Source organism: Bradyrhizobium sp. STM 3809, from assembly GCF_000239795.1.
In the GTDB taxonomy this organism is placed as follows: Bacteria; Pseudomonadota; Alphaproteobacteria; order Rhizobiales; family Xanthobacteraceae; genus Bradyrhizobium.
Map to the genome: position 1 here is coordinate 1 of NZ_CAFJ01000244.1, position 25,681 is coordinate 25,681.

Annotated in this window: 25 protein-coding genes; 15 read left to right on the top strand and 10 right to left on the bottom strand. The window is 65.7% G+C overall.

The window, feature by feature from the left end; genetic code table 11:
- A partial coding sequence (locus BRAS3809_RS13335; RefSeq protein ID WP_035656253.1) for a cobalt-precorrin-5B (C(1))-methyltransferase occupies positions 1–450 on the bottom strand: 450 nt, incomplete at its 3' end.
- Between the two features lie 35 nt (positions 451–485).
- On the opposite strand from BRAS3809_RS13335, the gene BRAS3809_RS13340 reads away from it, so the two are divergent.
- Together BRAS3809_RS13340 and bluB are read left to right on the top strand one after the other, a co-directional pair.
- The gene (locus BRAS3809_RS13340; RefSeq protein ID WP_008962623.1) at positions 486–1,826 is read left to right on the top strand and encodes a cobyrinic acid a,c-diamide synthase CobB; all 1,341 of its coding nucleotides are present in this window, start codon (positions 486–488) and stop codon (positions 1,824–1,826) included.
- Positions 1,823–2,479 carry a 5,6-dimethylbenzimidazole synthase gene (gene bluB, locus BRAS3809_RS13345; protein WP_008962624.1) on the top strand — a complete coding sequence of 219 codons (657 nt, stop codon included), beginning with the start codon at positions 1,823–1,825 and terminating at the stop codon, positions 2,477–2,479. The genes BRAS3809_RS13340 and bluB overlap by 4 nt, the downstream gene beginning before the upstream one ends.
- Positions 2,480–2,526: 47 nt before the next feature.
- Here bluB and BRAS3809_RS13350 read toward each other — a convergent pair whose 3' ends face one another.
- Together BRAS3809_RS13350 and BRAS3809_RS13355 are read right to left on the bottom strand one after the other, a co-directional pair.
- Positions 2,527–3,249 carry a formyltransferase family protein gene (locus BRAS3809_RS13350; RefSeq protein WP_008962625.1) on the bottom strand — a complete coding sequence of 241 codons (723 nt, stop codon included), beginning with the start codon at positions 3,247–3,249 and terminating at the stop codon, positions 2,527–2,529.
- 20 nt (positions 3,250–3,269) lie between these two features.
- Positions 3,270–4,598, bottom strand: coding sequence for a hypothetical protein (locus tag BRAS3809_RS13355; protein ID WP_008962626.1), 1,329 nt, complete (start codon positions 4,596–4,598; stop codon positions 3,270–3,272).
- Positions 4,599–5,485: 887 nt separating this feature from the next.
- On the opposite strand from BRAS3809_RS13355, the gene BRAS3809_RS13360 reads away from it, so the two are divergent.
- The 13 genes from BRAS3809_RS13360 to cyoB all read left to right on the top strand — a co-directional run bounded on the left by BRAS3809_RS13360 (position 5,486) and on the right by cyoB (position 19,485).
- Entirely contained in the window at positions 5,486–6,190 is a 705-nt protein-coding gene (locus tag BRAS3809_RS13360) for an RNA polymerase sigma factor (RefSeq protein WP_008962627.1), read from the top strand.
- A gap of 137 nt (positions 6,191–6,327) precedes the next feature.
- Positions 6,328–7,155: a flagellin gene (locus BRAS3809_RS13365; protein WP_008962628.1), complete on the top strand. Its 828-nt coding sequence runs from the start codon at positions 6,328–6,330 to the stop codon at positions 7,153–7,155.
- A gap of 61 nt (positions 7,156–7,216) precedes the next feature.
- Positions 7,217–8,929: a flagellar filament capping protein FliD gene (fliD, locus tag BRAS3809_RS13370; RefSeq protein ID WP_008962629.1), complete on the top strand. Its 1,713-nt coding sequence runs from the start codon at positions 7,217–7,219 to the stop codon at positions 8,927–8,929.
- Positions 8,929–9,354, top strand: a complete 426-nt coding sequence (locus BRAS3809_RS13375; RefSeq protein WP_008962630.1) for a flagellar export chaperone FliS — start codon at positions 8,929–8,931, stop codon at positions 9,352–9,354. The genes fliD and BRAS3809_RS13375 overlap by 1 nt, the downstream gene beginning before the upstream one ends.
- A gap of 206 nt (positions 9,355–9,560) precedes the next feature.
- The gene (locus tag BRAS3809_RS13380; protein ID WP_008962631.1) at positions 9,561–9,857 is read left to right on the top strand and encodes a hypothetical protein; all 297 of its coding nucleotides are present in this window, start codon (positions 9,561–9,563) and stop codon (positions 9,855–9,857) included.
- Positions 9,858–10,220: 363 nt separating this feature from the next.
- On the top strand, positions 10,221–10,886 hold the full coding sequence (locus BRAS3809_RS13385; RefSeq protein ID WP_008962632.1) for a flagellar hook assembly protein FlgD: 666 nt from the start codon (positions 10,221–10,223) through the stop codon (positions 10,884–10,886).
- A 22-nt stretch (positions 10,887–10,908) separates the two neighbouring features.
- Positions 10,909–12,147, top strand: coding sequence for a flagellar hook protein FlgE (gene flgE, locus BRAS3809_RS13390; RefSeq protein ID WP_008962633.1), 1,239 nt, complete (start codon positions 10,909–10,911; stop codon positions 12,145–12,147).
- A gap of 2 nt (positions 12,148–12,149) precedes the next feature.
- Positions 12,150–12,419: a hypothetical protein gene (locus tag BRAS3809_RS13395; RefSeq protein ID WP_008962634.1), complete on the top strand. Its 270-nt coding sequence runs from the start codon at positions 12,150–12,152 to the stop codon at positions 12,417–12,419.
- A 16-nt stretch (positions 12,420–12,435) separates the two neighbouring features.
- Positions 12,436–12,888, top strand: coding sequence for a hypothetical protein (locus tag BRAS3809_RS13400; protein WP_008962635.1), 453 nt, complete (start codon positions 12,436–12,438; stop codon positions 12,886–12,888).
- Positions 12,889–12,909: 21 nt separating this feature from the next.
- A complete protein-coding gene (gene flgK, locus BRAS3809_RS13405) occupies positions 12,910–14,655 on the top strand; it encodes a flagellar hook-associated protein FlgK (RefSeq protein WP_008962636.1) in 1,746 nt (581 codons plus the stop codon).
- A gap of 15 nt (positions 14,656–14,670) precedes the next feature.
- Positions 14,671–15,579, top strand: coding sequence for a flagellin (locus BRAS3809_RS13410; protein ID WP_008962637.1), 909 nt, complete (start codon positions 14,671–14,673; stop codon positions 15,577–15,579).
- A gap of 126 nt (positions 15,580–15,705) precedes the next feature.
- Positions 15,706–17,472, top strand: coding sequence for an SDR family oxidoreductase (locus BRAS3809_RS13415; RefSeq protein ID WP_008962638.1), 1,767 nt, complete (start codon positions 15,706–15,708; stop codon positions 17,470–17,472).
- Between the two features lie 12 nt (positions 17,473–17,484).
- The gene (cyoB, locus tag BRAS3809_RS13420; RefSeq protein ID WP_008962639.1) at positions 17,485–19,485 is read left to right on the top strand and encodes a cytochrome o ubiquinol oxidase subunit I; all 2,001 of its coding nucleotides are present in this window, start codon (positions 17,485–17,487) and stop codon (positions 19,483–19,485) included.
- Positions 19,486–19,542: 57 nt separating this feature from the next.
- On the opposite strand, the gene BRAS3809_RS13425 is transcribed toward cyoB, so the two are convergent.
- From BRAS3809_RS13425 to BRAS3809_RS13455, 7 genes are all read right to left on the bottom strand, one after another.
- The gene (locus BRAS3809_RS13425) at positions 19,543–20,097 is read right to left on the bottom strand and encodes a hypothetical protein (RefSeq protein WP_008962640.1); all 555 of its coding nucleotides are present in this window, start codon (positions 20,095–20,097) and stop codon (positions 19,543–19,545) included.
- Between the two features lie 106 nt (positions 20,098–20,203).
- Positions 20,204–20,614, bottom strand: a complete 411-nt coding sequence (locus tag BRAS3809_RS13430) for a BA14K family protein (RefSeq protein WP_008962641.1) — start codon at positions 20,612–20,614, stop codon at positions 20,204–20,206.
- Positions 20,615–20,763: 149 nt separating this feature from the next.
- Positions 20,764–21,156, bottom strand: a complete 393-nt coding sequence (locus BRAS3809_RS35815; RefSeq protein WP_139017351.1) for a hypothetical protein — start codon at positions 21,154–21,156, stop codon at positions 20,764–20,766.
- A gap of 120 nt (positions 21,157–21,276) precedes the next feature.
- Positions 21,277–22,059 (bottom strand): alpha/beta fold hydrolase, encoded by a 783-nt coding sequence (locus BRAS3809_RS13440; protein WP_008962643.1) that lies wholly within the window; start codon positions 22,057–22,059, stop codon positions 21,277–21,279.
- 3 nt (positions 22,060–22,062) lie between these two features.
- On the bottom strand, positions 22,063–23,358 hold the full coding sequence (locus BRAS3809_RS13445; protein WP_008962644.1) for an O-acetylhomoserine aminocarboxypropyltransferase: 1,296 nt from the start codon (positions 23,356–23,358) through the stop codon (positions 22,063–22,065).
- A 298-nt stretch (positions 23,359–23,656) separates the two neighbouring features.
- Positions 23,657–24,277 carry a nitroreductase family protein gene (locus BRAS3809_RS13450; protein WP_008962645.1) on the bottom strand — a complete coding sequence of 207 codons (621 nt, stop codon included), beginning with the start codon at positions 24,275–24,277 and terminating at the stop codon, positions 23,657–23,659.
- Between the two features lie 83 nt (positions 24,278–24,360).
- Positions 24,361–25,362: an aliphatic sulfonate ABC transporter substrate-binding protein gene (locus BRAS3809_RS13455; RefSeq protein WP_008962646.1), complete on the bottom strand. Its 1,002-nt coding sequence runs from the start codon at positions 25,360–25,362 to the stop codon at positions 24,361–24,363.
- Positions 25,363–25,681: the final 319 nt, after the last annotated feature.

Sequence of the window (25,681 nt, forward strand, 5' to 3'; positions counted from 1 at the left end):
CCGCGCACCGAGCGAGGTGGCGGCCTCGCTGATCGCCGCGGCAATCATCTCGCGCGGCACGGGATTGATCGCGGGCTCGCCCGGCGGCAGCGGCAGGCCGGGGCGGGTGACGGTGCCGACGCCGGGACCGGCGCGGAAGACGATGCCGGTTCCGCCTGCGCCGATTTGCACCGTCGCCTTGATCAGCGCGCCATGCGTGACGTCGGGATCGTCACCGGCATCTTTCACCACTCCTGCGGTTGCGCTCGCATCGTGCGTCTCGTGCATGGCCACGGAGAAGCCGACGCGGCGTCCGCCGGGCAGGCCGATCTCGACCATGTCGGGGCAATCGCCGGTGATCAGCAGCTCATAGGCGGCCCGCGCGGCCGCGGTCGCGCAGCTGCCGGTGGTCCAGCCACGCTTGAGCGGTCGGTTCGGCGGATCCGTCGGTCCCATCATGGCCGATCGCATAGCATATTTTGCCGTCCCGCGGCGGTGCTGCGGCCATGACCGTGACCGCGCCCAAGGGAGTCATCATCGCGGCCCCGCGGTCGGGGGCGGGGAAGACGACGGTCACGCTCGGGCTGCTGCGGGCGCTCGTCCGCCGGGGCCTGCGCGTGCAGCCGTTCAAATGCGGTCCCGACTACATCGATCTCGCCTTTCACTCGGTCGCGGCGCAGCGGACGAGCTACAATCTCGACAGTTGGGCGATGTCGGCCTCGCAGCTCACGGGGCTGGTCGCGGGCGTCGCCGCCGACGCCGATGTCGCCATCGTCGAAGGCGTGATGGGCCTGTTCGACGGCGCGCCAAGCCCGGGCCGCGCGGCCCGCGGCTCGGCCGCGGATCTCGCGGCGCTGCTCGGCTGGCCGGTGGTACTGGTGCTCGATGTGAGCGGGCAGACCGAGACGGCAGCCGCCGTTGCGCTCGGCTGCGCGCGCTTCCGCGACGATGTGACGGTGGCCGGCGTGATCCTCAATCAGGTCGCGAGCGAGCGACACCGGGCACTGATTGCGCCGGCTTTCGAAGCGGTCGGGATCGACGTGCTGGGCGCGCTCGCGCGCGACCCGCACTTGACGTTGCCAGAACGCCATCTCGGCCTGGTGCAGGCCCAGGAGATCAGCACGATCGAGGAGCATCTCGACCGGCTGGCCGCGCAGATCGCCACCTCGGTCGATCTCGATGCCGTGCTTGCCGTGGCGCGCGCGATGCGCTCCGCCGAGACGTCCGCCGGACGATGCCAGTTCGGCATCGGCCCGCCAGGCCAGCGCATCGCATTGGCATCCGACGCCGCGTTCTCGTTCAACTATCCGCATCTCGCGCGGCATTGGCGCGACGAGGGCGCCGAACTCGTCCCGTTCTCGCCGTTGAACGATGAGGCTCCCGATCCCTCAGCGGATGCGGTGTGGCTGCCGGGCGGCTATCCCGAATTGCATGCGGGGCGGCTGGCCTCGGCAGGATCGTTCCTACAGGGCTTGCGCGCGATGGCCGCGCGCGGCGTTCCGATCCACGGCGAGTGCGGCGGCTACATGACCCTGGGGACCGGATTGGAGGACGCCCAGGGCACGCGCCACGCCATGGCTGGACTGCTGGCGCTGGAGACGTCATTCGCCAAGCGCCGCCTGCATCTCGGCTATCGCCGAGCCGCTCTGCTGGCCGATTGCAGTCTCGGCACGAAAGGCGCGGTGGTCTACGGTCACGAGTTCCACTATGCGACGATCCTGCAAGAGGGCGACGAGCCCCTGATCGACTGTCTTGACGCTGCGGGACGCGCGGCCGCCGAGCGTGGCGCGCGGCGGGGCACCGTCACCGGTTCGTTCCTGCATGTGCTGAGCGGAGAGAGCGCATGAGCATCGCCAAGCCCGCGCCGCCGAGTTTCGATGCGTCCTTCAGGGCGCGCTTTGCCGAGCTGGTGCGCTGGCGCCGCGACGTCAGGCGCTTTCGCAGCGATCCGGTCAAGCCGGAGCTGATCGCTCAACTGCTCGCTCTCGCCTCCCACGCGCCGTCGGTCGGCTTCTGCCAGCCCTGGCGCTTCGTGCTGGTCGAGAGCGCTGCCCGACGCGCGGCGATCATCGAGAATTTCAAGTCGGCCAATCAGTCGGCGCTTGCGGGCTACGATGGTGAGCGTCGCGCGCTCTATGCGGGCTTGAAGTTGGAAGGTCTCACGCAGGCGCCGGTCCACCTCGTCGTCTGCGCCGACGAGGGCGCTGCGACCGGTCACCGTCTCGGCCGTGTCACGATGCCGGAGACCTTGCATTACTCGGTGGTGGCCGCGATCCAGACATTCTGGCTGGCGGCGCGCGCCGAGGGGCTCGGCGTCGGCTGGGTGTCGATCCTCGATCCCGCGGCCGCGTGCCGGCAGCTCGAGCTGCCATCCGACTGGAAGTTGATCGCCTATCTCTGCGTCGGCTGGCCGGAGGAGGAGCACGACGATCCCGAACTCGCGCGTCACGGCTGGGAGACGCGGCTCGATCCGGCGGTGATCGAGCCGTTGAAGCGCTAGTCGGTGGTCAGGTCAATCGAGCGCTGGTTCTTGGAAGGATCAGTCGTTCATGACGCCATCGCCAGCGCGGGCGCGTCCAGCGCGACGGGCGCAGAAACGCACGCCGCGCCGTCCAGCCGAAAGCGTTGGCCGTGCAGCGTCACGGTGAGCGGAATGCCGCGGACGTCGTCGTGGAACGCTCTGATGCGGCGCTTCATCTCGGCGGCATCGATATCGGCCGGCATGTCGCACATCGCGGCATACATCTGCTTCGTGCTCTTGTGTCCGCTCCAGGCGAACGGGAGAACCGGCAGCGGGGCGGGCTCGCAGGCGAGATCGCGCGACATGCGCCAGAACAGATAGGCGAGACGCACGAACGCCATCTGCTCCAGGCCACGGACGTCGACACCGTCAGGGATGTCGAAGCTTTCGACGCCGACGATCGCTCCGCAATCGACACGCGGCTCCATCACATGAGCCGTCGCGCCGAAGCTTCGCGCGCCGTCGTACATGGCGAAATGAGCCGGCGCCCAGCCCGGATATTCAGGGGGCGCCGGGTGGAAGTTATAGGCGCCGTGGCCGAGGGCGTGAAGGATCTCGGGAGCAACGATCACGCCCGTGGTGAAGGCCAGCAGGCGGGACTTGGCGAGCACGTCCGGGCCGATCGCCTCGAGTTCCTGCAACGTCACGGCGTAGCGGAACGACAGCGCGGGATTGTGCGCCTTGAGGAGCTCGGTCAGGGCCAGCTGTTGATCACGGCTGCCGGTGAGAAGGATGATCGTCTCGAGCATGGTACGGGTCCGGTTTGAGTTCAGCGCGGGGAGGCATCGATATTCGTCGGCTGCCACGATGTCTCCGCGGCGGCGAGAGCACGGAACAGGTCCGGCCTGAGCTGTTGTCCCGGCGCGACCACCATCACCTGATGGTCGGCGAGGAGCGCGGCTTCCTGGACGACCCGGACATCCTGCTGCCACGGGCAGAGCGAGATCTCGAGGCGCGAGAAGCCGCCATCATCATGCGCGAAGGCGCTGGCCAGCGCCTCGATGCGCGCCGCTGCGTGCCGCGCGTCGCTGCCTTCGTCGCGCACGATCACCGTGATCGCCCCGTCGCGGGACTCATCCGATTGCAGGATCAGCAGGGGATCGCGTGGACCTGCTCGGCCCGCGCGCCGAGCAGGCCGGACCATCTCTGCGAAATCCGGGTCTGGCCCGAGATCGGCGGCCGTCGGCTTGAGATTGTGCACGATCGCGGCGTTTCCGGCGCCGTGCTCGCCAGCGATCGTGTGGTAGGAGCGTGGAAGCCAGACCGTATCGAGCGGCAGCTGTGACGACACGGTGCTCCATGCCTGGTCGATGAGATAGCCATCCCAGACGTCGGGATAGGACGACGCGATCTCACCCCAGACCGACAGCAGCATCTCGGCCGCGTGCGACCGGCCGAAGTAGAGCGCCCGGGCGGACATCTCCCAGCCGTTCCACTTGTGAACCGCGAAGTCACAGTCGGCGAGCAGCGGAAGGGACGGGACGGATTGCAGCATCACGCCGGCATCGACGAACAGCAGCGGGGATGCGTGCTGTCGCCACATGCGCTGGATGAAGCTCGCCTTCTCAGCCGCGCTGACGGCGTCCGGCCGACGCGTCTCGATCGGCACGAGCTCGAATGCCAGCCCGAGGCGCTGCAGCGAGCGCCTCAGATGATAGATGTGCAGGTCGCCGACCGTGCTCGGGTGACAGCACACGACGCGGGCGTCGAAGGACGGTGCCGTCTCGGGCAGCTGCCAGGACAGGCCGCCCCACCACAATTCGTGCGGCCCGTCGACGCAAGCTCCGACTGTTCCGAACCCGGTCAGTTTCGATTTGAGAAAATCGAACGCGGGATTCTCGCCGAACGGAATCACGACGGCGTCATCCGGGGTGAGCGAGCCGTAGAGAAGCTCGGCACCTGCGCCAGTCGGCGGATCGATGACGATGACGGTGCGTCCGCTTCGAGCCGACGGGGCGTCGCCCCATCGAACCAGCGGTCCGAACGTCTGCTTCAGCCAGCGCAGCCGGCGCTCTTGTCGCTCGCCGAGCCTGATGCCTTCGGCGCGCAACATCTGCGCCGCGTCCTCGTCGATCATGTTGGCAGGTCGTCGCCTCATGCCGGGTCCTCCTGCTCAATCAAACGGAGCACGACGGTCAATCAGGCGCGGTCGATCGCGCGAGTATCGGAACCGACGATTGTGATTTGTATCTGGACAAGGAGCGCGCGCGTTTCGTGTCTGAATGTTGCAGCGGTTTGTCTCGACATGGAGGTCGGCGCAGCGGCGATGTAGAGACTGTCGTTCGCGTCGTTCGCCGACGCATCGCGATCGATGCTGAAAACGTCGATGAGGACATCGGAACGAGCGTGAATCTCCTGCTATCGATGATGGCAGCCCGATCGTGCCGAAGCGCTTGCTACGCGGGCATCATGTCAGCCTGAAACATTCAGAAATGCACGAACGCGATCGTCGCGCCCGACATGTCATGTCGTTCGCCTCAAAAATTTTCGTTACTAACAACTAAGACGTATGAGTTCGCGAAATCAGGCGCACGAACTTGCAAAAAATCGTCGCGAGAGTCGAAAACTGCGTCTGCGAGAACTGACAGATTCGAAAAATGAGATAGTTTCATCGGAGTGATTCGGAAAAATTTGCCGGGTGTCCTGATCGTCCGGCGGGTGTTCCGGATCGCGCGCAACCGGATCCGTGTGCCTGCGTCCGATCCGGTGTTGGGGCGGTGTGAGTAAGCGTTGCAGCTGCGTTGTCTGCTGAATTCGTCTCCCGGAATGAAACCCTGACATGCCGACCAGCGGCCCTTCCTTCATCTCGATCCGTCATCTCGGAATCCTCGTGCGGCAGAATTTGCCGGGGTCTAGGCAAAAAGATCCATGTAAGTCTCTGAGAAATAACGAAAAATCTCCGCCTGATCGGATCGGTCGCAGCGTTCAACGATCGGAAGCCGTCTGCGAACTGCGCTTGCGGCATTGCGGGTTGGAGATTCGGAAATGAGCTACGCGCTGGACGTCTTTGCCCCGGCCGATGGCGTGTTGTCGAAGGAGCCTGCGTCGCCGGACGTTGCAACGGTGCCGTGGAGCGAGACCGTCAGCACCGTTCCCGACTGCACGCCGCCGAATGAGGCTGTCGTCTTCGACGAGGATGCCGAGTTGCTCGATCGTCTCGCGACAGGTGACGAGACCGCCTTCCGCCTGCTGGTCGAGCGGCACATCGACCGGGCGTATGCGATCGCGCTGCGCATCGTCGGAAGTGCCGCCGACGCCGAAGACGTCGTGCAGGACACGATGCTGAAGGTCTGGACCCATCGCGGTCGTTGGCAGCACGGTCGCGCGAAGTTCTCGACCTGGCTCTATCGCGTCGTGAGCAACCGCTGCATCGACCTGCGCCGCAAGCCGCGCACCGAGAACGTCGACGTGGTTCCCGAGATCGCGGACGGAAAGCCCGACGCCGTGAGCGTGATCGAGCGGGCCGAGATGAGCGACATTCTCGAAGCCGCGATGCAGCGGCTGCCCGAGCAGCAGCGTGTGGCCGTGATCCTGTCCTATCATGAGAACATGAGCAACGGCGAGATCGCCGAGGTGATGGACACGACGGTCGCGGCCGTGGAGTCGCTGCTGAAGCGCGGCCGCCAGCACCTGCGCGAGATGCTGCGCCGGCACGAGCGCGACATCCGCGGCGCTTTTACCGACCGCTAACCATAACATTCCCGGCTCTGAGAATCGCCGCCTGATTCCCGCAGGCGCCTCCGTTTGATCGGTCAGACGGGGCTGATCCGCACCGTCAGTCCTTCCACGATGCGGCGTGTTCCGCCGATCACCCAGGAGTCCTCACCGTGCCCGCAATTTCAACCAACGTCGCCGCCAACTCGGCCGTCCGCTATCTGAACATCAACTCCTCGCAGGAGACGAGCTCGCTCTCCAAGCTGTCGAGCGGCTCGCGCATCACGTCCGCCTCCGACGACGCCGCGGGTCTCGCGATCTCCACCCGCATCTCCTCCGACATCACCACGCTGCAGCAGGCGGCCACCAACGCATCGCAGGCGACCTCGATCCTGCAGACCGCCGACGGCGGCGCCTCCAACATCAGCGACATTCTGGCCCGCATGAAGTCGCTGGCGTCGGAGTCGGCCTCGGGCACCACCGTCGATTCGAGCAGCCGCAGCTACATCCAGTCCGAATTCTCGCAGCTGACCTCCGAAATCGATTCGATCGCGTCCGGTACGCGCTATTCCGGGACGAGCCTGCTCGACGGCTCCAGCTCGTTCTCGACCGGCGTGAACGTGCTGGTCGGCTCCAACAGCACGGACGTGATCCAGATCAAGCTGTCGAGCCTGACCTCGACCGCGCTCGGTGTCTCGACCCTCGACGTCAGCACCCAGACCGGCGCCTCGGCGGCGCTGACGACGCTCGACACGGCGATCAGCAGCGTTTCCGCGGCGCGCGCCGACATCGGTGCCCAGGAGTCGCGCTTCAACTTCTCGGCCGACTCGATCTCGACGCAGTCGCAGAACCTCCAGTCGGCCAATTCGGCGATCAAGGACGTCGATATCGCCTCCGAGCAGGCGAAGCTGTCGTCGGCGCAGGTGAAGACCCAGGCCGCGGTGTCGGCTGAAGCCGCCGCCAACCAGATCCCGCAGTACCTGCTGAAGCTGCTGGGCTGAACCCTGGTCTGCCGGACCGGCGCGACGCCGGTCCGGCGTCTTTCTTGGAGGACGTCGACGAATGACCGTCAGCAGCGCGACCTCGAGCTCGAGCAGCACGACCTCGTCGTCCTCTTCGTCGACGAGCTCCGGCAGCTCGCTCACGACCTCGGGAACGAGCACGACCAGCACGATCGACTGGACCGCCTTGATCCAGTCCGCAGTCAATGCCAAGCTTTCCCAGGCGACGCAGATCTCGACCAAGATCACGGCGAACGAGGCCAAGATCACGGCCTATCAGACGCTGCAGACCTCGCTGAAGACGCTGTCGTCGGGACTGTCATCGCTCGCGACCGCCGTCGTGAATTCGCTCGCCACCAACGTATTCGCGACGCGCTCGGCCACGATCAGCGCGACTGGCGACGTCAGCGCGTCCTCGGCGTTGTCGATGTCGGTCAACAACGGTGCTGCGACCGGCAGCCATACGCTGACCATCAGCCAGATCGCAACGGCCCAGAAGGTGACGGGCACCGCACAATCCAGCCAGACCACTGCGCTCGGCTATTCCGGCACATTCTCCCTCGGCCTGTCCGGCGGCAGCACGGTGGATATCAGTGTCACCAGCGACATGACCTTGCAGGACGTGGTCAGCGCGATCAACGCGCAGACCTCGACGACCAATGTCGAGGCGTCGATCGTCCAGGTGTCGAGCGGATCGTATCAGCTGGTGCTCACGGGCACCGAGGACGCGGCCGACATCACCTATTCCAGCTCGTCGGGCGACGACATCCTCAACAAGCTCGGCGTCACCGACAGCTCGGGCGCCTTCTCCAACGTGCTGCAGACCGCGCAGGACGCCCAGTTCACTCTCGACGGCATCAGCCTTACGCGCAACACCAACGACATCACCGACGTGCTCAGCGGCGTGACGTTTGACCTGCTGCAGGCGACGCCGTCGGGGACCACGCTCAACGTCAGCATCGGCACTGACACCAGCCAGATCTCATCGGCACTGCAGACCTTCGTTACCAACTATAACGCGTTCCGCGATGCCGTTCTGGCGCAGCAGACGACCAATTCCGACGGCACGGCCGCGTCCAGCGCGGTGCTGTTCGGCGACGGCACCATGCGCCAGATCATGAACTCGCTCCAGGATGTGCTGGGAACCTCGGTCGGCGGTCTGACGATGGCCGATCTCGGTTTGTCGTTCAACGAGAAGAACGAGCTGGAGCTCGACACCGGCACGCTGTCGACGATCCTCAGCACCAATCTGAGCGGCGTGACGACGCTGTTGTCGGCCCAGACCTCGACCTCGTCGAGCCAGCTCAGCGTCGTCAACACCGGCACCTCGCCGCAATCCTTCACGCTCGATCTCACGGTGGATTCGTCGGGCAGCCTCACGGCCGCCTCGGTCGGCGGCGACAGCTCGCTGTTCACGATCAGTGGCAATACCATCGTGGGCAACTCCGGTACGATCTACGCCGGCATGGCCTTCACCTACTCGGGGTCGACCTCGCAGTCGATCACGGTGACCTCGACCCAGGGTCTCGCCACGCAGATCTACCAGCTTGCGAAGACGGCTTCCGCCAGCACCGGCTCGCTGCAGACGCTGATCGACAATCTGACCGCCCAGGACGAGACGATGCAGTCCAAGGTGAACGACATTAACAGCGCGGCGACGACGTTCCAGACCCAGCTCACGGCGCAATATGCCAAGTATCAGGCTGCGATCGAGAGCGCCAACAATACGCTCACCTATCTGAAAGCACTCCTCAACCAGAGTTCGAGTAACTGATGACCCAGAGTTCGATGGCGCAATTGGCCAGCCAGGCTTATCGTGGTGCTGCCGTGGCGGTGCCGCCGCTGCGCGCCGTGATCATGCTGCTCAACGGGGCCGTGACCTGCCTGCAGAAATGTCTCCATGCCCAGGAGGCCCGCCGCTTCGAGGAGGCGCATGCGCATCTGACCAAGGCGACCGCGATCCTGCGTGGGCTCAGCCTTCACCTCGATCCCGTCAGGGGCGGGGCCGTGGCCGACGGCCTGTTCTCGACCTACAACGCGCTGATCATGGCGGCCCTGCGGGCCTATGGCCGTCCGCGGATGCGCGAGAACTTCCAGCGAATCACCGAAAGCCTGCTCGAACTGCGCTCCGCATGGGAGTCCGTCGATGCGGCTGCGCGGGGCGCACGCGCGCCGGGTGATTCGGCCAAGCGCCGATAGGCTTGGCGAATCGAACGCTGCTGCGCTGCGGAAACCTCCGGAAATTGAACAGAAACAGCCTGCATTGCTTCGTCCGGCGGTAGCCGATGCCGCGTGCCGTGCACATGGCTCCCGGATTCTACGGGCTTTTCAGCCTCGCCTCGCGGTCGTTGGTCACAACCGGCCGATATCAATTTCGTTTGCCCGCTGAATGCTTTAAGAGGAGCATGGCAACGCTGGGTGGGCGGACGATGGACGTCGGCGAATTTGAGGATCTGATCGATCGCCTGGGCGAGGACCTGTCCTGCTGGCCCGCTGAGCAGCGTCAGGCGGCAGCCGACCTGCTCGTATCGTCTGCCGCCGCGAACGAACTGTTGTCGAAGGCCCGCGTCGTTCGCGAAGCGCTGTCGACACCCCCGGTTCGTGCACCCGCGGGCCTCACTGCCCGCATTCTGGCCGCGGCCAGCCGTTCGACCGCCGACGAGGCGGCTGCAGCGCCTGCCGACGCCCACCATCCTGGCTGACGTCCGAGATTGACGAAGCCTCGGCTGGTCCGGCGACGGTCGCCGCGAGACCCAAGGCCGTGCCGGCGCCGATCATTCCGTCGCGGGTGTCGCGCCTGACGCTCGCGCAACTCTCCTCGAAACTGATCCATCGTCGGCCGCATGGGCGCTAAGGTCGCCCTGGTCGGATCTGCCCCTGGACCAGGCGTTTTTTGCCGGCTCAGCCCGACGCGCGGCGGCAAATTCTGCCGCAGGATCAACTAATTCCTCCAACTAATTGTGCGCCTGGATTCGCTGTTCCGGCCGTTTGATCAGCAAACGCCTTCATGACCCCTGTGGTCGTGACGTCCCGCCGCCGCTCGCGGCGAGAGCCGGAGTTCTGCCATGACCATTACCGCGACGAGTTCGTCGACCGCGACCTCGACATCCTCGACATCGTCGTCCAGCGACTCGCGCACGACGCTGAGCTCGACCGACTTTCTCCAGCTGCTCGTGAGCGAGCTGCAGAATCAGGATCCGCTCAATGCGACCAGTGTCACCGACTTCATCAATCAGATGACGTCCTACGCCAACTACACGTCGCAGCAGTCGCTCAACACCAGCATGAACTCTCTCGCCGGCTCGTTCTCGAGCCTGGTGACGCTCAACTCCGTCAACTATATCGGCCATACCGTCGAAGCCAAGAGTGACACCGCGCTGCTGTCCAATGGCTCGGCCACCTTCGGCTATTCGCTGTCGTCGGCCGCATCGAACGTCTCGATCTCGATCAAGGACTCGTCCGGCACCACGGTCTGGACCGGTACCGGTACCGGCAACAAGGGCGCCAACTCCATCACCTGGGACGGCAAGGATTCCAGCGGCAACCAGCTGAGCGACGGCGGCCAGTACACGATTTCCGTCACGGCGACCGACTCGGCCGGAACGTCCGTTCTGAACTACACGACGGTCACCGGGACGGTGACCGGGATCGACACGTCGACCAGCACGCCCGCGTTGACCGTCAACGGCGTTTCGGTCAGCGCCAGCGACATCATCGGCGTCACTTCCTGACCCTGTCATTCGGAGTACAAGAATGAGTCTTTCCGGAGCCCTCTCATCGGCGATCTCGGCGCTCAACGCGCAGAGCTCCTCGCTCGCCATGATCAGCGACAACATCTCCAACGCCGACACGACCGGGTACAAGACCACGTCCGGCCTGTTCGAGCAGCTGGTGACGGCGTCGAGCAGCTCGAAAGCCTATTCGTCCGGAGGCGTGTCGGTCTCCGGCCGCTCCAACATCACCCAGCAGGGCCTGCTTGCGGCAACGACCAACGCGACCGACGTCGCCATCCAAGGCTCGGGCTTCTTCGTCGCGACCAGCTCGACGGCGGCCGGCGGCGAAACGTTCTACACCCGTAATGGCGCGTTCACGACCGACAATGCCGGCTACCTCGAGAACAACGGCTATTATCTCGAGGGCTGGCGCACCGATGCCAGCGGGAATGTCGTCGGCAGCGGCCTAGAGCCTGTCAATACCAAGGTCGCGTTGACCAATGGCGGCGCGACCACCAAGACATCGCTCGCGGCCAATCTGCCGGCCGATGCGGCGAGCGGCGACACCTTCAGCAGCTCGATGACGGTGTACGATTCGCTCGGCCAGTCGCACACGCTCAACGTCACCTGGACCAAGAGCTCGACGGCGAACGAATGGACCGCCGATGTCGCGCCGGCGACGGCCTCGGACGGCACGGTGACGAGCGGCAGCTACACGATCGACTTCAACTCGGACGGTTCGCTCAACACGGTCTCCTCGACAAATCTCGGCATCACCTGGAACAATGGCGCGGCAGCAAGCTCGATCACGCTCAACTTCGGAACCACGGGCGGCGGTACCGACGGCCTGACCCAGCTGTCGTCCGGCAGCACGACGCCGAGCGTCTCGAACTTCAGCGCCAATTCCGACGGCATCTCGTTCGGAACGCTGAGCAGCATCGCGGTCGGCAAGAACGGGCTGGTCGAGGCGACCTATTCGAACGGTCAGACGGTTCCGATCTACAAGCTCGCGGTTGCGACCTTCGCCGATCCGAACGGCCTCGTGGCGCACAGCAACGGCATGTACACGTCGACGGCCACCTCCGGCAACGCGACGCTGCAGGCCTCGGGGGAGAATGGCGCCGGCACCATCTACGGCAGCGAGCTGGAGTCCAGCACGACCGATACCACCGGCCAGTTCAGCAACATGATCTCGGCCCAGCAGGCCTATTCCGCAGCGTCTCAGGTGATCTCGGCGGTGAACAAGATGTACGACACCTTGATCTCGTCGATGAGGTGACCATGGCCGAACTGAAGAAGGAGCGACCCGGCGAGGGCGAGGCGCTGCTCAAGAAGCTGCGCCGGCTCAAGCTGCGCACGGCGGCGGCGGGCAGGGACGATCGCGCCCAGCTGCTGGCGCTGATGGACGACATCGAGACGGTCCGCCGCAAGCTGCTGCGCGAATGCGCGCAGCTCGAGGAGGAGTTCCGCATCGCCGCCGTCCGGGTGACGGCATTGAACACCTATGCGCGGGTCGCGCAGGCCAGTCGCGGACCGCAGCGTGAGCATTGAGATCGAGGATGAAGACATGAAGCAGGCAGTCCAGGCTGAGCAGCGCGCCGCGAGCGAGGACGACGTGCGGACCCTGATCGCGCTGATCGATGAGTTGATCGCGGTCGTCTCCGAGGAGAACATGGAACTCGCCAAGGGCCTGCCGGCCTCGCGATCCAAGCAGCTCGACGACAAGAACCGGCTCGCCGGGTTGTTCGAGCAGCGCGTGGCCGAATGCGCCAGACACACGGCAAGCCTGAACGTGCGCGACCGCATCCTGCGCGAGCAGCTGATGGAGCATATCTTCAATCTGCGCAGCGCGATGGACGAGAACCTCGTGCGTCTGCGCGCCGCCATCGAGGCGAGCAATCGCCGGATCGAGGCGGTGATGCAGGCCATTCGGGAGCAGATCGCGAGCGCGTCGCCCTATGGTGCGAGCGGCCGCCGCACCGCGCGGCCGACCTCGTGCGGAACCAATGTCAGGGCGTGACGGAACGACGGGGGCAGGGCGATGTCGCTCGATATAGCGCGTCTGGTGGCGTTTACCGGCATCTCCACCACGGAGCTGCAGATCAGCGTGGCGTCGTCGAACATTTCGAACGCCGACACCAAGGGCTACACCCAGAAGACGGCCGATCAAGTCGCCGACGTCACGGGAGGTATCGGAACCGGAGTATCGATTACCGGCATTTCCAGCAATGTCGACAAGCTGCTGCTGAAGTCGCTGATCGCGGCCAATTCCGATCTCGGCGCGGCCGATACGACCAACAGCTACCTGACCCAGCTGCAACAGCTGTTCGGCAGCGCCTCGACCTCCGGCACGTCGACCACCGGCACGTCGCTGGCCAATTCGCTCGCCTCGCTCGAAAGCGCATTGTCGTCGCTGGCCAGCTCGCCGAGCAGCGTCTCGCTGCAATCGGCCGCCGTCAGCGCGCTCGACGATTTCGCCAGCCAGCTGCGCAGCACGTCGAGCAGCGTGCAGACCTTGCGCGGCAATGCCGACAAGGATATCGCGTCGTCGGTCCAGAGCGTCAACGACGATCTCAAGCAGATCTCCGACCTTAACGTCGAGATCCGCAAGATGGCCGCGTCCGGTCAATCGACTGCGGACCTGGAGGACGAGCGCAACTCCGCGCTGCAGGATCTGTCCTCGTATATGAACGTGAGCTATTACACGGCGTCCAACGGGGATCTCCAGGTCTACACGTCGTCGGGACGCGCACTCGTCGACAGCTCGGCGCATACGCTGAGCTATACAGCGTCGGCCAACATCTCGGCATCGTCGAGCTTCAGTGGCATCATGGTCGACGGCGTCGACGTCAGCTCGCAGATCACGTCGGGGAAGATCGGTTCGCTGATCACGTTGCGCGACGACACGCTGCCCGCGGTGCAGACCCAGCTCGACCAGCTGGCGTCGCAGCTCAAATCTGCGCTGAACGGAATCACCGAGGGGGCATCCGCAGTGCCGCCGCCGACCACTCTGACCGGAACGGCGAGCGTCAGCAGCACCACCGGGCTGTCGGCCTCGGGAACGGTCCGGATTGCGGCGGTCGACCAGAGCGGCAATCTGGCCTCGTCCTATGATTTCGACCTCTCGGGCTACTCGACCGTCGGCGATCTCGTCGCCGACATCAATGCCAAGAACATCGGCGTCACCGCCTCGATCGATTCGAACGGCCACCTCGCGCTGACGGCCACCGCCACGGGAAATGGCGTCGCGGTGAACGACATGACGAGCAGTCTCGGCGGAACCGACTTTTCGGGGTATTTCGGCATCAACGATCTCGTCACCGGGAGCAGTGCAGCCGATTTCGCCGTCAACAAGAGCATTCTGAGCGGGAGTGCGGGGCTGCCGACCGGAACGCTCGACAGCTCGGCAAGCTTGACGTCGGGAAGCCAGGTCCTGACGTCCGGATCGGCGACGGTCATCAACGCGCTTTATGACAAGCTGACCGGATCGACCAGCTTCAAGGCGGCAGGCGGGCTGAGCGCCACGACCGGGTCCTTCGCGGACTATGCTGCGGCGATCGTCGCCAACGTCGCCAGCAAGGCGTCTCAGGCCTCGAGTGACTATACAGCCAAATCGACGGCGCAGTCGAGCTATGCGAGCTCGCTGTCGTCGCAGTCGGGCGTCAACGTCGACGAGGAGACGGCGCGGCTGAGCTCGCTGCAAAACAAATACGCCGCCGCCTCGCAGCTGATTGCGGTCGTCAACAGCATGTTCTCGTCGCTGCTCACGGCCGTGCAGTCGACCTAGCCCGGAGCCGATCTCATGATGATGCGGATCGCGACCTTTGCGAACTCCGACCAGATGATCACGAGCGCGCTGCGGACGCAGGCGACGATGGCCACGCTTCAGGTGCAGGAGGCGTCCGGGCTGAAATCGGAGTACCTCGCGGACTACGGCGCCGACACCCAGCACGTCGTCAATCTGCAGGTGTCCGTGACCCGCGCGCAATCCTATATCGACGCCGCGACCCTGGCTGACAGCAAGGTGCAGGTCATGTATTCCGCGGTCGGCCAGGTGTCCGACGTCGTCACCCAGCTGCGCACCGCGCTCAGCGCGGCGAGTTCCGGCACCAGCACGGGCACGACGTCCGCCATCAGCTCCGCGCAGCAGCTGCTGGAGCAGATGGCCGGTATCTTGAACACCCAATATGACGGGCAATATGTGTTCGGCGGGGCGCGGACCTCGACCGCAGCCGTGGATTCGTCGTCCTTTGCGACGGGAACCGGCTCCTTGAGCACGGTCGACACGAGCTATTACCAGGGCGACAGCGAGCTCGCCTCGGTCCGCGTCTCCGATGGCCAGTCGGTGACCTACGGTGTGACGGCGGACAATTCCGCCTTCGAGGAGGTGATGCGCGTCCTGAAATTCGTCGCAAACAGCTCCTCCCTGTCCACGTCCGATCTCAGCTCCGCCCTGGACCTTGCCGACCAGGCCGTTGACGACGTCGCCACCGTGCAGGCCAAGCTGTCCGATTCCGCGTCTCGGATCGAGAGTGCCAAATCGCAGCAGACGGACTTCAAGAGCTATGCGGAGAGTCTCGCGACGGATCTGACGAGCGTCGATGTTGCCGCCGTGACCGCACAATTGTCGACCTACCAAGCCCAGCTCACGGCGTCCTACACCGCCATTTCCAAGATCCAGAGCCTGAATCTCGCCAGCTATCTGAAGTGATACGCTCCGTACCAGGACGCGATGCGGCACAGACCGGAGGCGCGGACAGGGAACTTCTGCGCAGCCGATTGAAACCTTGCCGGGTTGAGAAGGTTTGTTGACGGGCACATCGTCGGCGGACCTCTCATGGATCAGACAACTCAGCCTCGCACCGTCGGCCATCTGCGGCCGGTCGCGGACAACATCTGGATCGTCGACGCCGGTCGGATCAGGGCGGCTGGCCTGCCACTGCCGGTCCGCATGACCGTGATCCGCCTGGCGAGCGGCGATCTGCTGCTGCATTCTCCAACACGCTTTTCGGACGGGCTGCGCGAGGAACTGGAGCGGCTCGGACCGATCAGATATCTGCTGGCTCCCAATGTGGCACATTGGATGTTCCTGCCGGATTGGCAGGCGGCCTTGCCGATCGCTCGTGTCTACGCCGCTCCCGGCCTGAGCGAGCGTCAGCGGGTTCGTCGCAGTGGTCTGCGTATCGATCGCGAACTGACAGACGTCACGCCGGACGAATGGTCCGAAGATCTTCAGCTCGTGCTCATCACCGCGCCCCTGTTCAGTGAAGTGGCCGTGTTCCACAGACCGACCCGGACGCTGATCCTCACCGATCTCGTGCAGAACCTGTCGCCTGAGGGGCTTGGCGTCCTGCCTCGGGCGGCCGCTCGTCTGCTTGGGATGACCGCGCCCGACGGCAAGGCTCCGGCCTTTCTGCGATGGCTGCTGCGCCTCGGCGGCCGCGCCGTGCAACTCGCCGCGGCGCGGCTGATTGCACTGGCGCCAGAACGCGTCATTTTTGCCCATGGCCGCTGGTTCGAGGCGGGTGGCACCACGCAGCTTCGGCGCGCGCTGGGCTGGCTGCTGGATGGCTCGCCCGAGGCCCGGCGATTGATCCAGGACCTGAAGGGAACGCGCGTCGTCGTCACCGGTGCGTCCAGCGGCATCGGCCGCGCCACGGCCCTTGCTCTGGCGCGGGAGGGGGCGAGCCTGGCTCTGGCCGCCAGGCGCGAGACTGTGCTGAAGGACCTCGCCGCCGAGTGCGAGACGCTCGGTGCGCGCGCGATCGCGGTGGGCACCGACGTCACCGATGCTGATGCCGTGAAGCGCCTGGCGGAACAGGCGGTGCAGAGCTTCGGTGGCATCGACGTCTGGATCAACAACGCGGGCACCGGCGTGTTCGGCGCCTATCAGGACGCCGACCTGGCGCTCCATCGAAAGACCATCGAGGTCAATCTTTTGGGCACCATGAACGGCGCCTATGCGGTGCTGCCTTTGTTCCTGCGCCAGCGGCGGGGAACGCTGATCAACAACATCTCGCTCGGCGGCTGGGCGCCAACACCGTTCGCGGCGGCCTACACTGCGAGCAAGTTCGGCCTGCGCGGCTTCTCCGCGAGCCTGCGCCAGGAGCTTGCGGCCCACAAGGACATCCATGTCTGCAGCGTGTTTCCGGCGATGGTCGACACGCCGGGCTTCGTGCACGGCGCGAACATGTCCGGCCGGACTCTCGATCCCGGGCCGCTGCTGTACCGTCCCGAGGATGTCGCCGAGACGTTCGTGCAATTGATTCACGCGCCCCGCGACGAGGTCGCTGTCGGCTGGCCGGCGCGGCTGGGTCAGGTATCCTACGCGCTGGCTCGCTGGCCCACGGAGCGGCTGATGAGCACGGCGGTCCGCTTCCTGCTCGCGCGCGCCAAGGGAGCGCCCCGCAGCCAAGGGGCTGTGCTTGCGCCGATTGCCGCGGGCACCGCCGTGAGCGGCGGCTGGCTCGGCCGCAAGAAGCTGCCGCCGGCCGGACAGCTGAGCAAGATCGGTCTTGCGGTGGGAGTTGGCGGCCTCGCTCTGCTGCTGATCGCACGTGGACGAGGTCGGCAACCGGCGCCGCGGGCTCGCGCGCGTCGCTGACGGGGAGGCGTCATGCTCGGCAAGCTCACATGGTCGGCCATTCCGTTCGGCCAGCCGATTCCGCTCGTCGCTGCCGGCATCGTGCTGCTGGTGATCCTGGGCGTTGTGGTCTGGGTGTTCGCCAAAGGGTACTTCCCCTACCTCTGGCATGAATGGATCACGAGCGTCGATCACAAGCGGATCGGTGTGATGTACATTCTGCTGGCCTTCGTGATGCTGATCCGCGGCGGCACGGATGCGATCATGATGCGCACGCAGCAGGCATTTGCGTTCCATTCCAACGGCTATCTGCCGCCGGAGCACTACAACCAGATCTTCTCGGCGCACGGCACGATCATGATCTTTTTCGTGGCGATGCCGTTCGTGATCGGATTGATGAACCTCGTGGTGCCGCTGCAGCTCGGCGTCCGTGACGTCGCATTCCCGACGCTGAATTCGGTCGGCTTCTGGCTGACGGCGACGGGGGCGCTGCTCGTCAATGTCTCGCTCGTCGTCGGCGAGTTCGCCCGCACCGGTTGGCTGCCGTTCCCGCCACTGTCGGAGCTCACATACTCGCCTGGCGTGGGAGTGGACTATTACATCTGGGCGCTGGAGATATCGGGCGTCGGAACGCTGGTCTCCGGGATCAATCTGGTCACGACGGTGCTGAAACTGCGGACGCGCGGCATGAGCTATCTGCGCATGCCGATGTTCTGCTGGACCACGCTCGCGTCCAATCTCCTGATCGTCGCGGCATTTCCGATCCTCACGGCGACACTGACGATGCTGATGCTCGACCGCTATTTCGGCTTCCACTTCTTCACCAACGAGGCTGGCGGCAACATGATGATGTTCATGAACCTGATCTGGGCCTGGGGACATCCCGAGGTCTACATCCTGGTTCTGCCGGCGTTCGGCATCTATTCCGAGGTGGTCGCGACGTTCTCGAGCAAATCGCTGTTCGGCTATCGCTCGATGGTGCTGGCGACGATGGCGATCTGCGTCGTCTCCTTCATGGTCTGGCTGCACCATTTCTTCACGATGGGGGCCGGGCCTGACGTCAACGCGATCTTCGGCATTGCCAGCATGATCATCGCGGTGCCGACCGGCGTGAAGATCTACAACTGGCTGTTCACGATGTATGGCGGTCGGGTGCGCTTCACGACGCCGATGCTGTGGTCGGTCGGCTTCATGATCACCTTCATGATCGGCGGATTGACCGGCGTGCTCGTCGCGGTGCCGCCGGCGGACTTCCTGCTGCACAACAGCCTGTTCCTGGTCGCCCACTTCCACAACGTGATCATCGGCGGCGTGCTGTTCGGGGTGTTCGCTGGCGTCACCTACTGGTTCCCCAAGGCGTTCGGCTTCCGTCTTTACGAGAGCTGGGGGAAGGCGGCGTTCTGGTTCACCTTGATCGGCTTTTACATCACCTTCATGCCGCTCTATGTGGTCGGCCTGCTCGGGATGACTCGTCGCATGCAGCATTACGACGTCGCCGAGTGGCGCCCCTGGCTGGCGGCAGCGACGTTCGGCACGGCGCTGCTCGCGATCGGCGTCATCCTGCAGATCCTCCAACTGGCCTTTAGCATCCGTGACCGCGAGCTGTTGCGCGACACGACCGGTGATCCCTGGGACGGCCGCTCGCTGGAATGGGCCACCTCATCGCCCCCACCGGTGTTCAACTTTGCGGTGCTGCCGAATGTGACGGGGCAGGATGCGTATTGGCAGATCAAGGAAAACGCCAAAAGCCAGCAGCTTCACGTCCGGGACAAGGACTATCAGGACATCGAGCTGCCAAAGAACTCCCCCACCGGATTCGTCTGCGCGTTCTTTGCCACCGTCATGGGGTTCGCGCTGATCTGGCACATCTGGTGGATGGTGGCGCTCGGCGCAATAGGGGCGTTCGCGACATTCGTCGTGTTCGCCTGGCGGGATCACGACGAGTATGTGATTCCGGCGGCGGAGGTGGCGCGGATCGATCGTCAGATGATTCAGGCGCGCATCGACTACTCATCCGCCGCGGGGAGCTCCTGAGCCCGTCAAAACTGCTGCCGGTGCGGGCACGGTCGGAAGCCCGCACCGGCATGCGCATCACCAGCGATGATGCGTGCGGATCACGCCATGGCCGTGGCGATGCCCGAAATGCCGGCCGCCATGCCAGCCATGATGATGGCCCCAGCCGGGACCGCGATAATAACCATAGCTGTGCCGCCACGGACGGTGATGGACGTAGCCGTAGCTGCGATAGACGGGACGCGGCGCGTAGCTGTAGCCATAGCCGCCGTAATAGGGACGATAGGCGTGCACCGGGTAGTAGCCGTCATAACGGCCATGCGGAAAGCTTGCATAGCGGTAGCCGCCATAGCCGTAATACGGGTAGGGCGCGTAGCCGCCGTAATAGCCGGGAGCGGCAATCGCCGATCCGATGGCGGCACCGGCCAGCAGCCCCGCGCCGATCGCCGCACCGCCGCCCCAGCCACCATGATGATGCCAGCCGCGATAGCCGACCTGGACGGTGTGCGAGGTCTCGGCCGGCCTTGCCGCTGCCGGCAGCGATGTCAGCGGGCCGGCGGAGGCCGATTGCAGCGTGGACAGAGAGATCGCGCCGGCGACGGCCAGGGTCGCGGCGGCCTTGAAGGTCATCATCTGAGGTCTCCCGTAGGTTTTAGTGTTGCTCAAGCCGAACGACAGGCGGTTGGTTGCAGTTTTCAGGGTGGACCGATTGTCGCGCGGCATGGCGCGCGACGCCGCCTTAGCGGCACGTATGGCGGCGGCCGTCCTTGCCGAGATAGGTGCGCGAGCGCGGATCGTAGGAACGGTAGCGCTGCCCGCAGGCGATGTCGGAGGCGCTTGCCTGTGCGCGGCTGTCGGCGATGGCGCTGCCCTTTAATCCGCTTGCGCCGAGGGCGGCGCGGACGGGCGGGCCCTTGCTCTCGAGATGCGGACGATAGCCGTACTGATAGCCATGATGGCGGCCGAGGCCGGGGTGCCAGTCGTGGCCGCCGCGCCAGTGGCGGTAGGCGACCGCATGCAGGCCGTTGGCGCCGGATGAAGCCGCCGGTGCCGGATGGCTCGGCAGCAGCGGCGCGGCCGTCAGCGGTGTGGCGAGGGAAAGTGTCAGCGTTCCGATCGTGGCGGCCAGGACGAGTTTCCGCAGGTCCATTGACATTGCTCCTTTCTGTTTTCCAGATATCGGGAGCAAGGTTTCGCCACAACGTGTCACCGCGTCGCCTCATCGGTGGCACATGGTCGCAATGGCGCCAGAAGGTCGCAGCGGCCTCGATGCATGAGGCCGCTGCGATGATGGGTTCGTCAGCGCCGCGGGGTCACGCCGTTCGACGGCGGCGTGGTCTCGTTGCGCATGCCGGGCGCGCTCGATGCACCCTGGCCGCCGCGCTCGACGTGGCTCAGTCCGCCGCCGCCACCGGCGCCGCCCGCACTCGAGCCGCCGCCGGATCCCCCGGCCGTGCCGGCGCCACTCGCGCCAGTACCACCGGCCCCTGTACCACCTGCACCTGCACCGCCAGCACCCGTACCACCTGCACCGGCGCCGCCAGCGCCGGCACCGCCGGCTCCGGCACCGGCTCCGCCGCTGCCGCCACCACCTGCACCACCGCCTCCACCGCCGCCCTGCGCGAACGCTGCGCCGAACGAGCCGGCCGCGATCACGGTCGCAGCCATGAATGTGAGAATTGTCTTCCGCATTGTCGCGCTCCTTGAGGTTTCACCAACCACCAATCGAGCCCACCAAAGCGCGTTCCTAATTCTCACCTGCGCAAACGTCGCGGCACCGGCGCGATCCAGGCGCGGAACAGGATCTACGAACTAATCGATCAATGCATCGAGCAGCGCATCCGGGCATTCCGCCATCATCGTATGGCCGGCGCCAGGCAGCACGATCGTGCGCGATTGCGCGATCGCCGCCGCGAGCGCCTTGCCGGACTTCACCGGAGTCATCATGTCCTTCTCGCCGAGGATCAGCCGCGTCGGGACCTTGATCTGCGCGGCCGACGTGAGCGCGTCCTGATAGCTGTTGCAGGCGGAGAGATCGTTGAACAGGACGCCGGGCGCGCAGCGCTCCAGCGTCGCCTGCGCGCCGCCATGCATCCACAGTCCCGGCGCGCGGCTGCCGCCGAGCTCGGCCGCGAAACCGAGACCCCAGATCGAGACCATGTCGATCGCGGCGTGATCGTTTTCCCCGGCCGCCTTCAAGAGATCCGGTCCGACCGTCATCGCAGCGGCGGTGCCGATCAGGCTCAGCGCAGCGACGCGATCCGGATGACGCGCAGCCGCATCGAGCGCGATCAGCGATCCCATCGAATGGCCGATGAGATGTGCGGGCTTGGCATTCACCGCCTGCAGGAGCGCGACGATCCAGTCGGCCATGTCGGCGATGGTCGGCAGCGCCGGGCCCGCCGAGCGGCCATGGCCGGGCAGGTCGGGCGCCAGCACCGCAAAGCCATGATGCGCGAACCAGCGGCTGTGCAGCGCCCAGACCGAATGGTCGAAGCCGGCGCCATGCACGAAGACGACGGCGGGGAGGGAGGAAGCGAAGGCGCGGCCGCCGGTGGCGGCGAAGACGTCACGATTGCCGAGGGACAGCTGCATGGCTCACACCTTCTGCGAGGCGCGCAGCGCCTGCCCGAGATCGTCGATGATGTCGGAGGCGGCCTCGATGCCGACCGACAGCCGGATCAGCTCCTCGCCGATGCCCGCCGCGGCGAGCTGCGCCGCATCCATCTGCTGATGCGTGGTCGAGGCCGGATGGATCACCAGCGTCTTGGCGTCGCCGACATTGGCGAGATGGCTGATCAGCTTCAGGCTCTCGATGAACTTGCGTCCCGCCGGACGACCGCCCTTGATGCCGAACGAGACGATCGAGCCGGCGCCGCGCGGCAGCAGCTCCTTGGCGAGCGCGTGGTCCGGATGCGTCTCCAGCGACGGATGCAGCACCCAGTCGACGGCCTTGTTCGTCGTCAGCGCCTCCAGCACCGCGCGCGTGTTCGCGACGTGGCGCTCCATGCGCAGATGCAGGGTCTCGACGCCCTGCAGCAGGTGGAACGCATTGGTCGGCGACAGGCAGGCGCCGAAATCGCGCAGCCCCTCGGTGCGCGCGCGCATGATGAAGGCGGCGGTGCCGAACTGCTCGTCGAAAACGATGCCGTGATAGCCGGCATAGGGCTCGGTGAGCACGGGGAATTTTCCGGACGCCCGCCAGTCGAAGCGGCCGCCATCGATCAGCGCGCCGCCGATCGCGATGCCATGGCCGCCGAGCCATTTGGTCGCGGAATGCATCACGATGTCGGCGCCTTGCGCGATCGGCTGGCTGAGATAGGGCGTGGCGAAGGTGTTGTCGATCAGGAGCGGGATGCCGGCCGCGTGCGCGATCGCCGACACCCTGGGGATGTCGAGCACTTCGAGGCCGGGATTGCCGAGCGTCTCGCCGATCACGAGCCGCGTGTTGGGCTTGATCGCGGCACGGAAGCCGTCGAGGTCGCGCGGCTTCACGAAGCTCGTGGTGATGCCGAAGCGCGGCAGCGTGTGCGCGAGCAGGTTGATGGTGCCGCCATAGAGCGAGGAGGAGGCCACGATGTGGTCGCCGGCATTGAGGATGGTGGCGATCGCCAGATGCAGCGCCGCCTGGCCGCTCGCGGTGCACACCGCGCCGACGCCGCCTTCGAGCGCCGCCAGCCGCTCCTCGAGCACGGCTGTCGTGGGATTGGAGATGCGGGTGTAGATGTGGCCGGCCCGCTCGAGATTGAACAAGGCGGCGGCGTGCTCGGTGTCGTCGAACACGTAGGACGTGGTCTGGTAGATCGGCACCGCGCGGGCCCCGGTCACGGGATCCGGATGCTGGCCCGCATGCAGGCTCAGGGTCTCGAAGGCTGGCGGTTTCGGCGGCGGCATGCGGGTCTCGGCTCTCGTCTGACGATGGTCCTGCTTTCTGCCACAGATTTCATCGGGCGTCAGGGGCGGAGGGAAACAGCGGGGCCTCATGGTTCGAGACGCGCCGCAGAGCGGCGCTCCTCACCATGAGGGGCGATTGTTTGAGGCGTGGAGAGAGGCGTTCCCGCATTCACCGTTGCCACAAATTCCGCCCTCATCCTGAGGAGCCCGCCGGAGGCGGGCGTCTCGAAGGATGGCTGCAAGCACGGATCGACGTCCATCAGGGGCGACATTGTCACGCCGCCCCGGGATCGGAACCTCAGCCGCCAAAACTCTTCGGGAACAGGCCCGCTGCGGCGATTTCGGCAATCGCCAGCCGCGGGCTCGGCTTCTCGCGCTCCTTCAGCATGGCGGGCAGCTTCTCGCCGTCGCCCTTGCGGCCGACCGCGATCGCGATCTCCACGGCGAAGCCGTCGGGTACGCCGAGCGCGGCCTGCGCGGCGGCGACGTCGAAGCCGCTCATGCCGTGGGTGGCCCAGCCGGACAACGCGGCCTGGTTGGCGAAGTTGGCCCAGGCGGCGCCGGCATCGAAGGAATGCGTGCGGGTCGGCGCCGGCTCGGTCTTGCCGGCCGGGATGAAGGTCTTCTTCGACAGCACATAGACCAGGGCGGCGGCATGCTGCGCCCAGCCGCGGTTGAACTCGATCAGCGGCGCCAGGAAGGTGTCGAATTCGGCCGAGCCGCGCAGCGCGTAGAGGAAGCGCCAGGGCTGCGAATTGTACGAGGAGGGCGCCCAGCGCGCCGCCTCGATGAAGGTCAGGAGCTCGGTCTCGGGCAGCGCTTCGTCGGTGAAGCCGCGCGGCGACCAGCGGTCGACGAACATGCGATGCGCCGGATGTTCGGTGGTGCGGTCGGTCGGCGGGGGAAGATGGGCAGTCACGGTGGTCTCCTTGCGTTCAGGCTCGTCGCCGGGCGTTCGCGCTCCGCTTCATTGCGGAGCACAATGCTCGGCATCTCCTTTGCTCACGGCGCCTTCGGTGTCCAGATCGCCAACGCGGATGTGTCCACCTTCGCAGGCAGCACGCGCTCGGCGAGAAAAGCGTCGGCGATCTTCTGCTGCTCGGACAGGCCGGCCGGGCTGACCGGGCCGACCTGGTAGGAGCGGTGGCTGTTGGCCTCCTCGACGGTGGCGGCATCGATGCCCCAGAGCGTCGCAAGCTGGCTCGCCGCGGCGGCTGGATTGGCCTTCACCCATTTGCCGGTCTCGACCAGCCTGCCATAGATCACATTGAGCGCATCGCCATGCTTGGCGGCATAATCGGCGGCGGCGAGATAATAGCGCTTGTAGCTCGCGAGCCCGTCGCTGCCGTCGGCGAGCACGCGCGCGCCCGACTGCCGGATCGTGCTCGACAGGAACGGATCCCACGCCACCCAGGCATCGACATTGTTGCTGACGAAGGCGGTGCGGCCGTCGGCCGGCGGCAGATAGGCGGGGGTGATGTCCTTGAAGGACAGGCCCGCCTTGGCGAGCGCCGACAGCAGCAGATAGTGGCTGCCGGCGCCCTTGGTCACCGCGATCTTCTTGCCCTTGAGGTCGGCCAGCGACTTGATCGGCGAGGACGTGGCGACCAGGATCGCCTGTGCCGACGGCGAGGCGGTCTCCTCCGCGACATAAGCGAGCCTGGCGCCGGCAGCCTGCGCGAACACCGGCACGGTGTCGGCGACATCGGCGCCAAAATCGATGCTGCCGATGTTGATGGCCTCGAGCAGCGGCAGGCCGCTGGAGAATTCGTGCCAGGACACCTTGATGTCGAGCGGCGCCAGCGCCTTCTCCAGATCGCCATTGGTCTTGAGCAGCGCGATCAGGGTCGAGGATTTCTGGTAGCCGATGCGCAGCGTCTCGGCGGCGTCGGCGCGCGACGCGGCGAGTGCGCCGAGCAGCGCGAGGCCGATCACCATCACGCCGCGGCGGGCCAGCCTCAGGGGGCGCGATCCGCGCGTCCAGCGGTTGAAAGACGATGTCATCGAAGATCTCCTGAAATCCACGGCCTGCAAACGTCAATCGGATCATTCGCAGGATCGGTTACCCCGCGCAATTTTGCAGATCGGCTGGGATGGAGAGGAAAGTTCTTCATTCGGTCTCGTCGCGAGAAAATCTCTCTTCCTGCCGACGGGACTGCGATGCGGCAGCCGTCCGCAGGCTCGCGGCGCGCAAGGCGCCCGAGATGTGTCTGCCGTCGTTCCCTCCCGGGAGGAGAGGGCACAGGGAAGGCCGGGCGTCGACTGACACCCATGGCCCGCGTGCAAAAAGGAAAGCACGCGGCGGTCACCACAGGATCAGCCG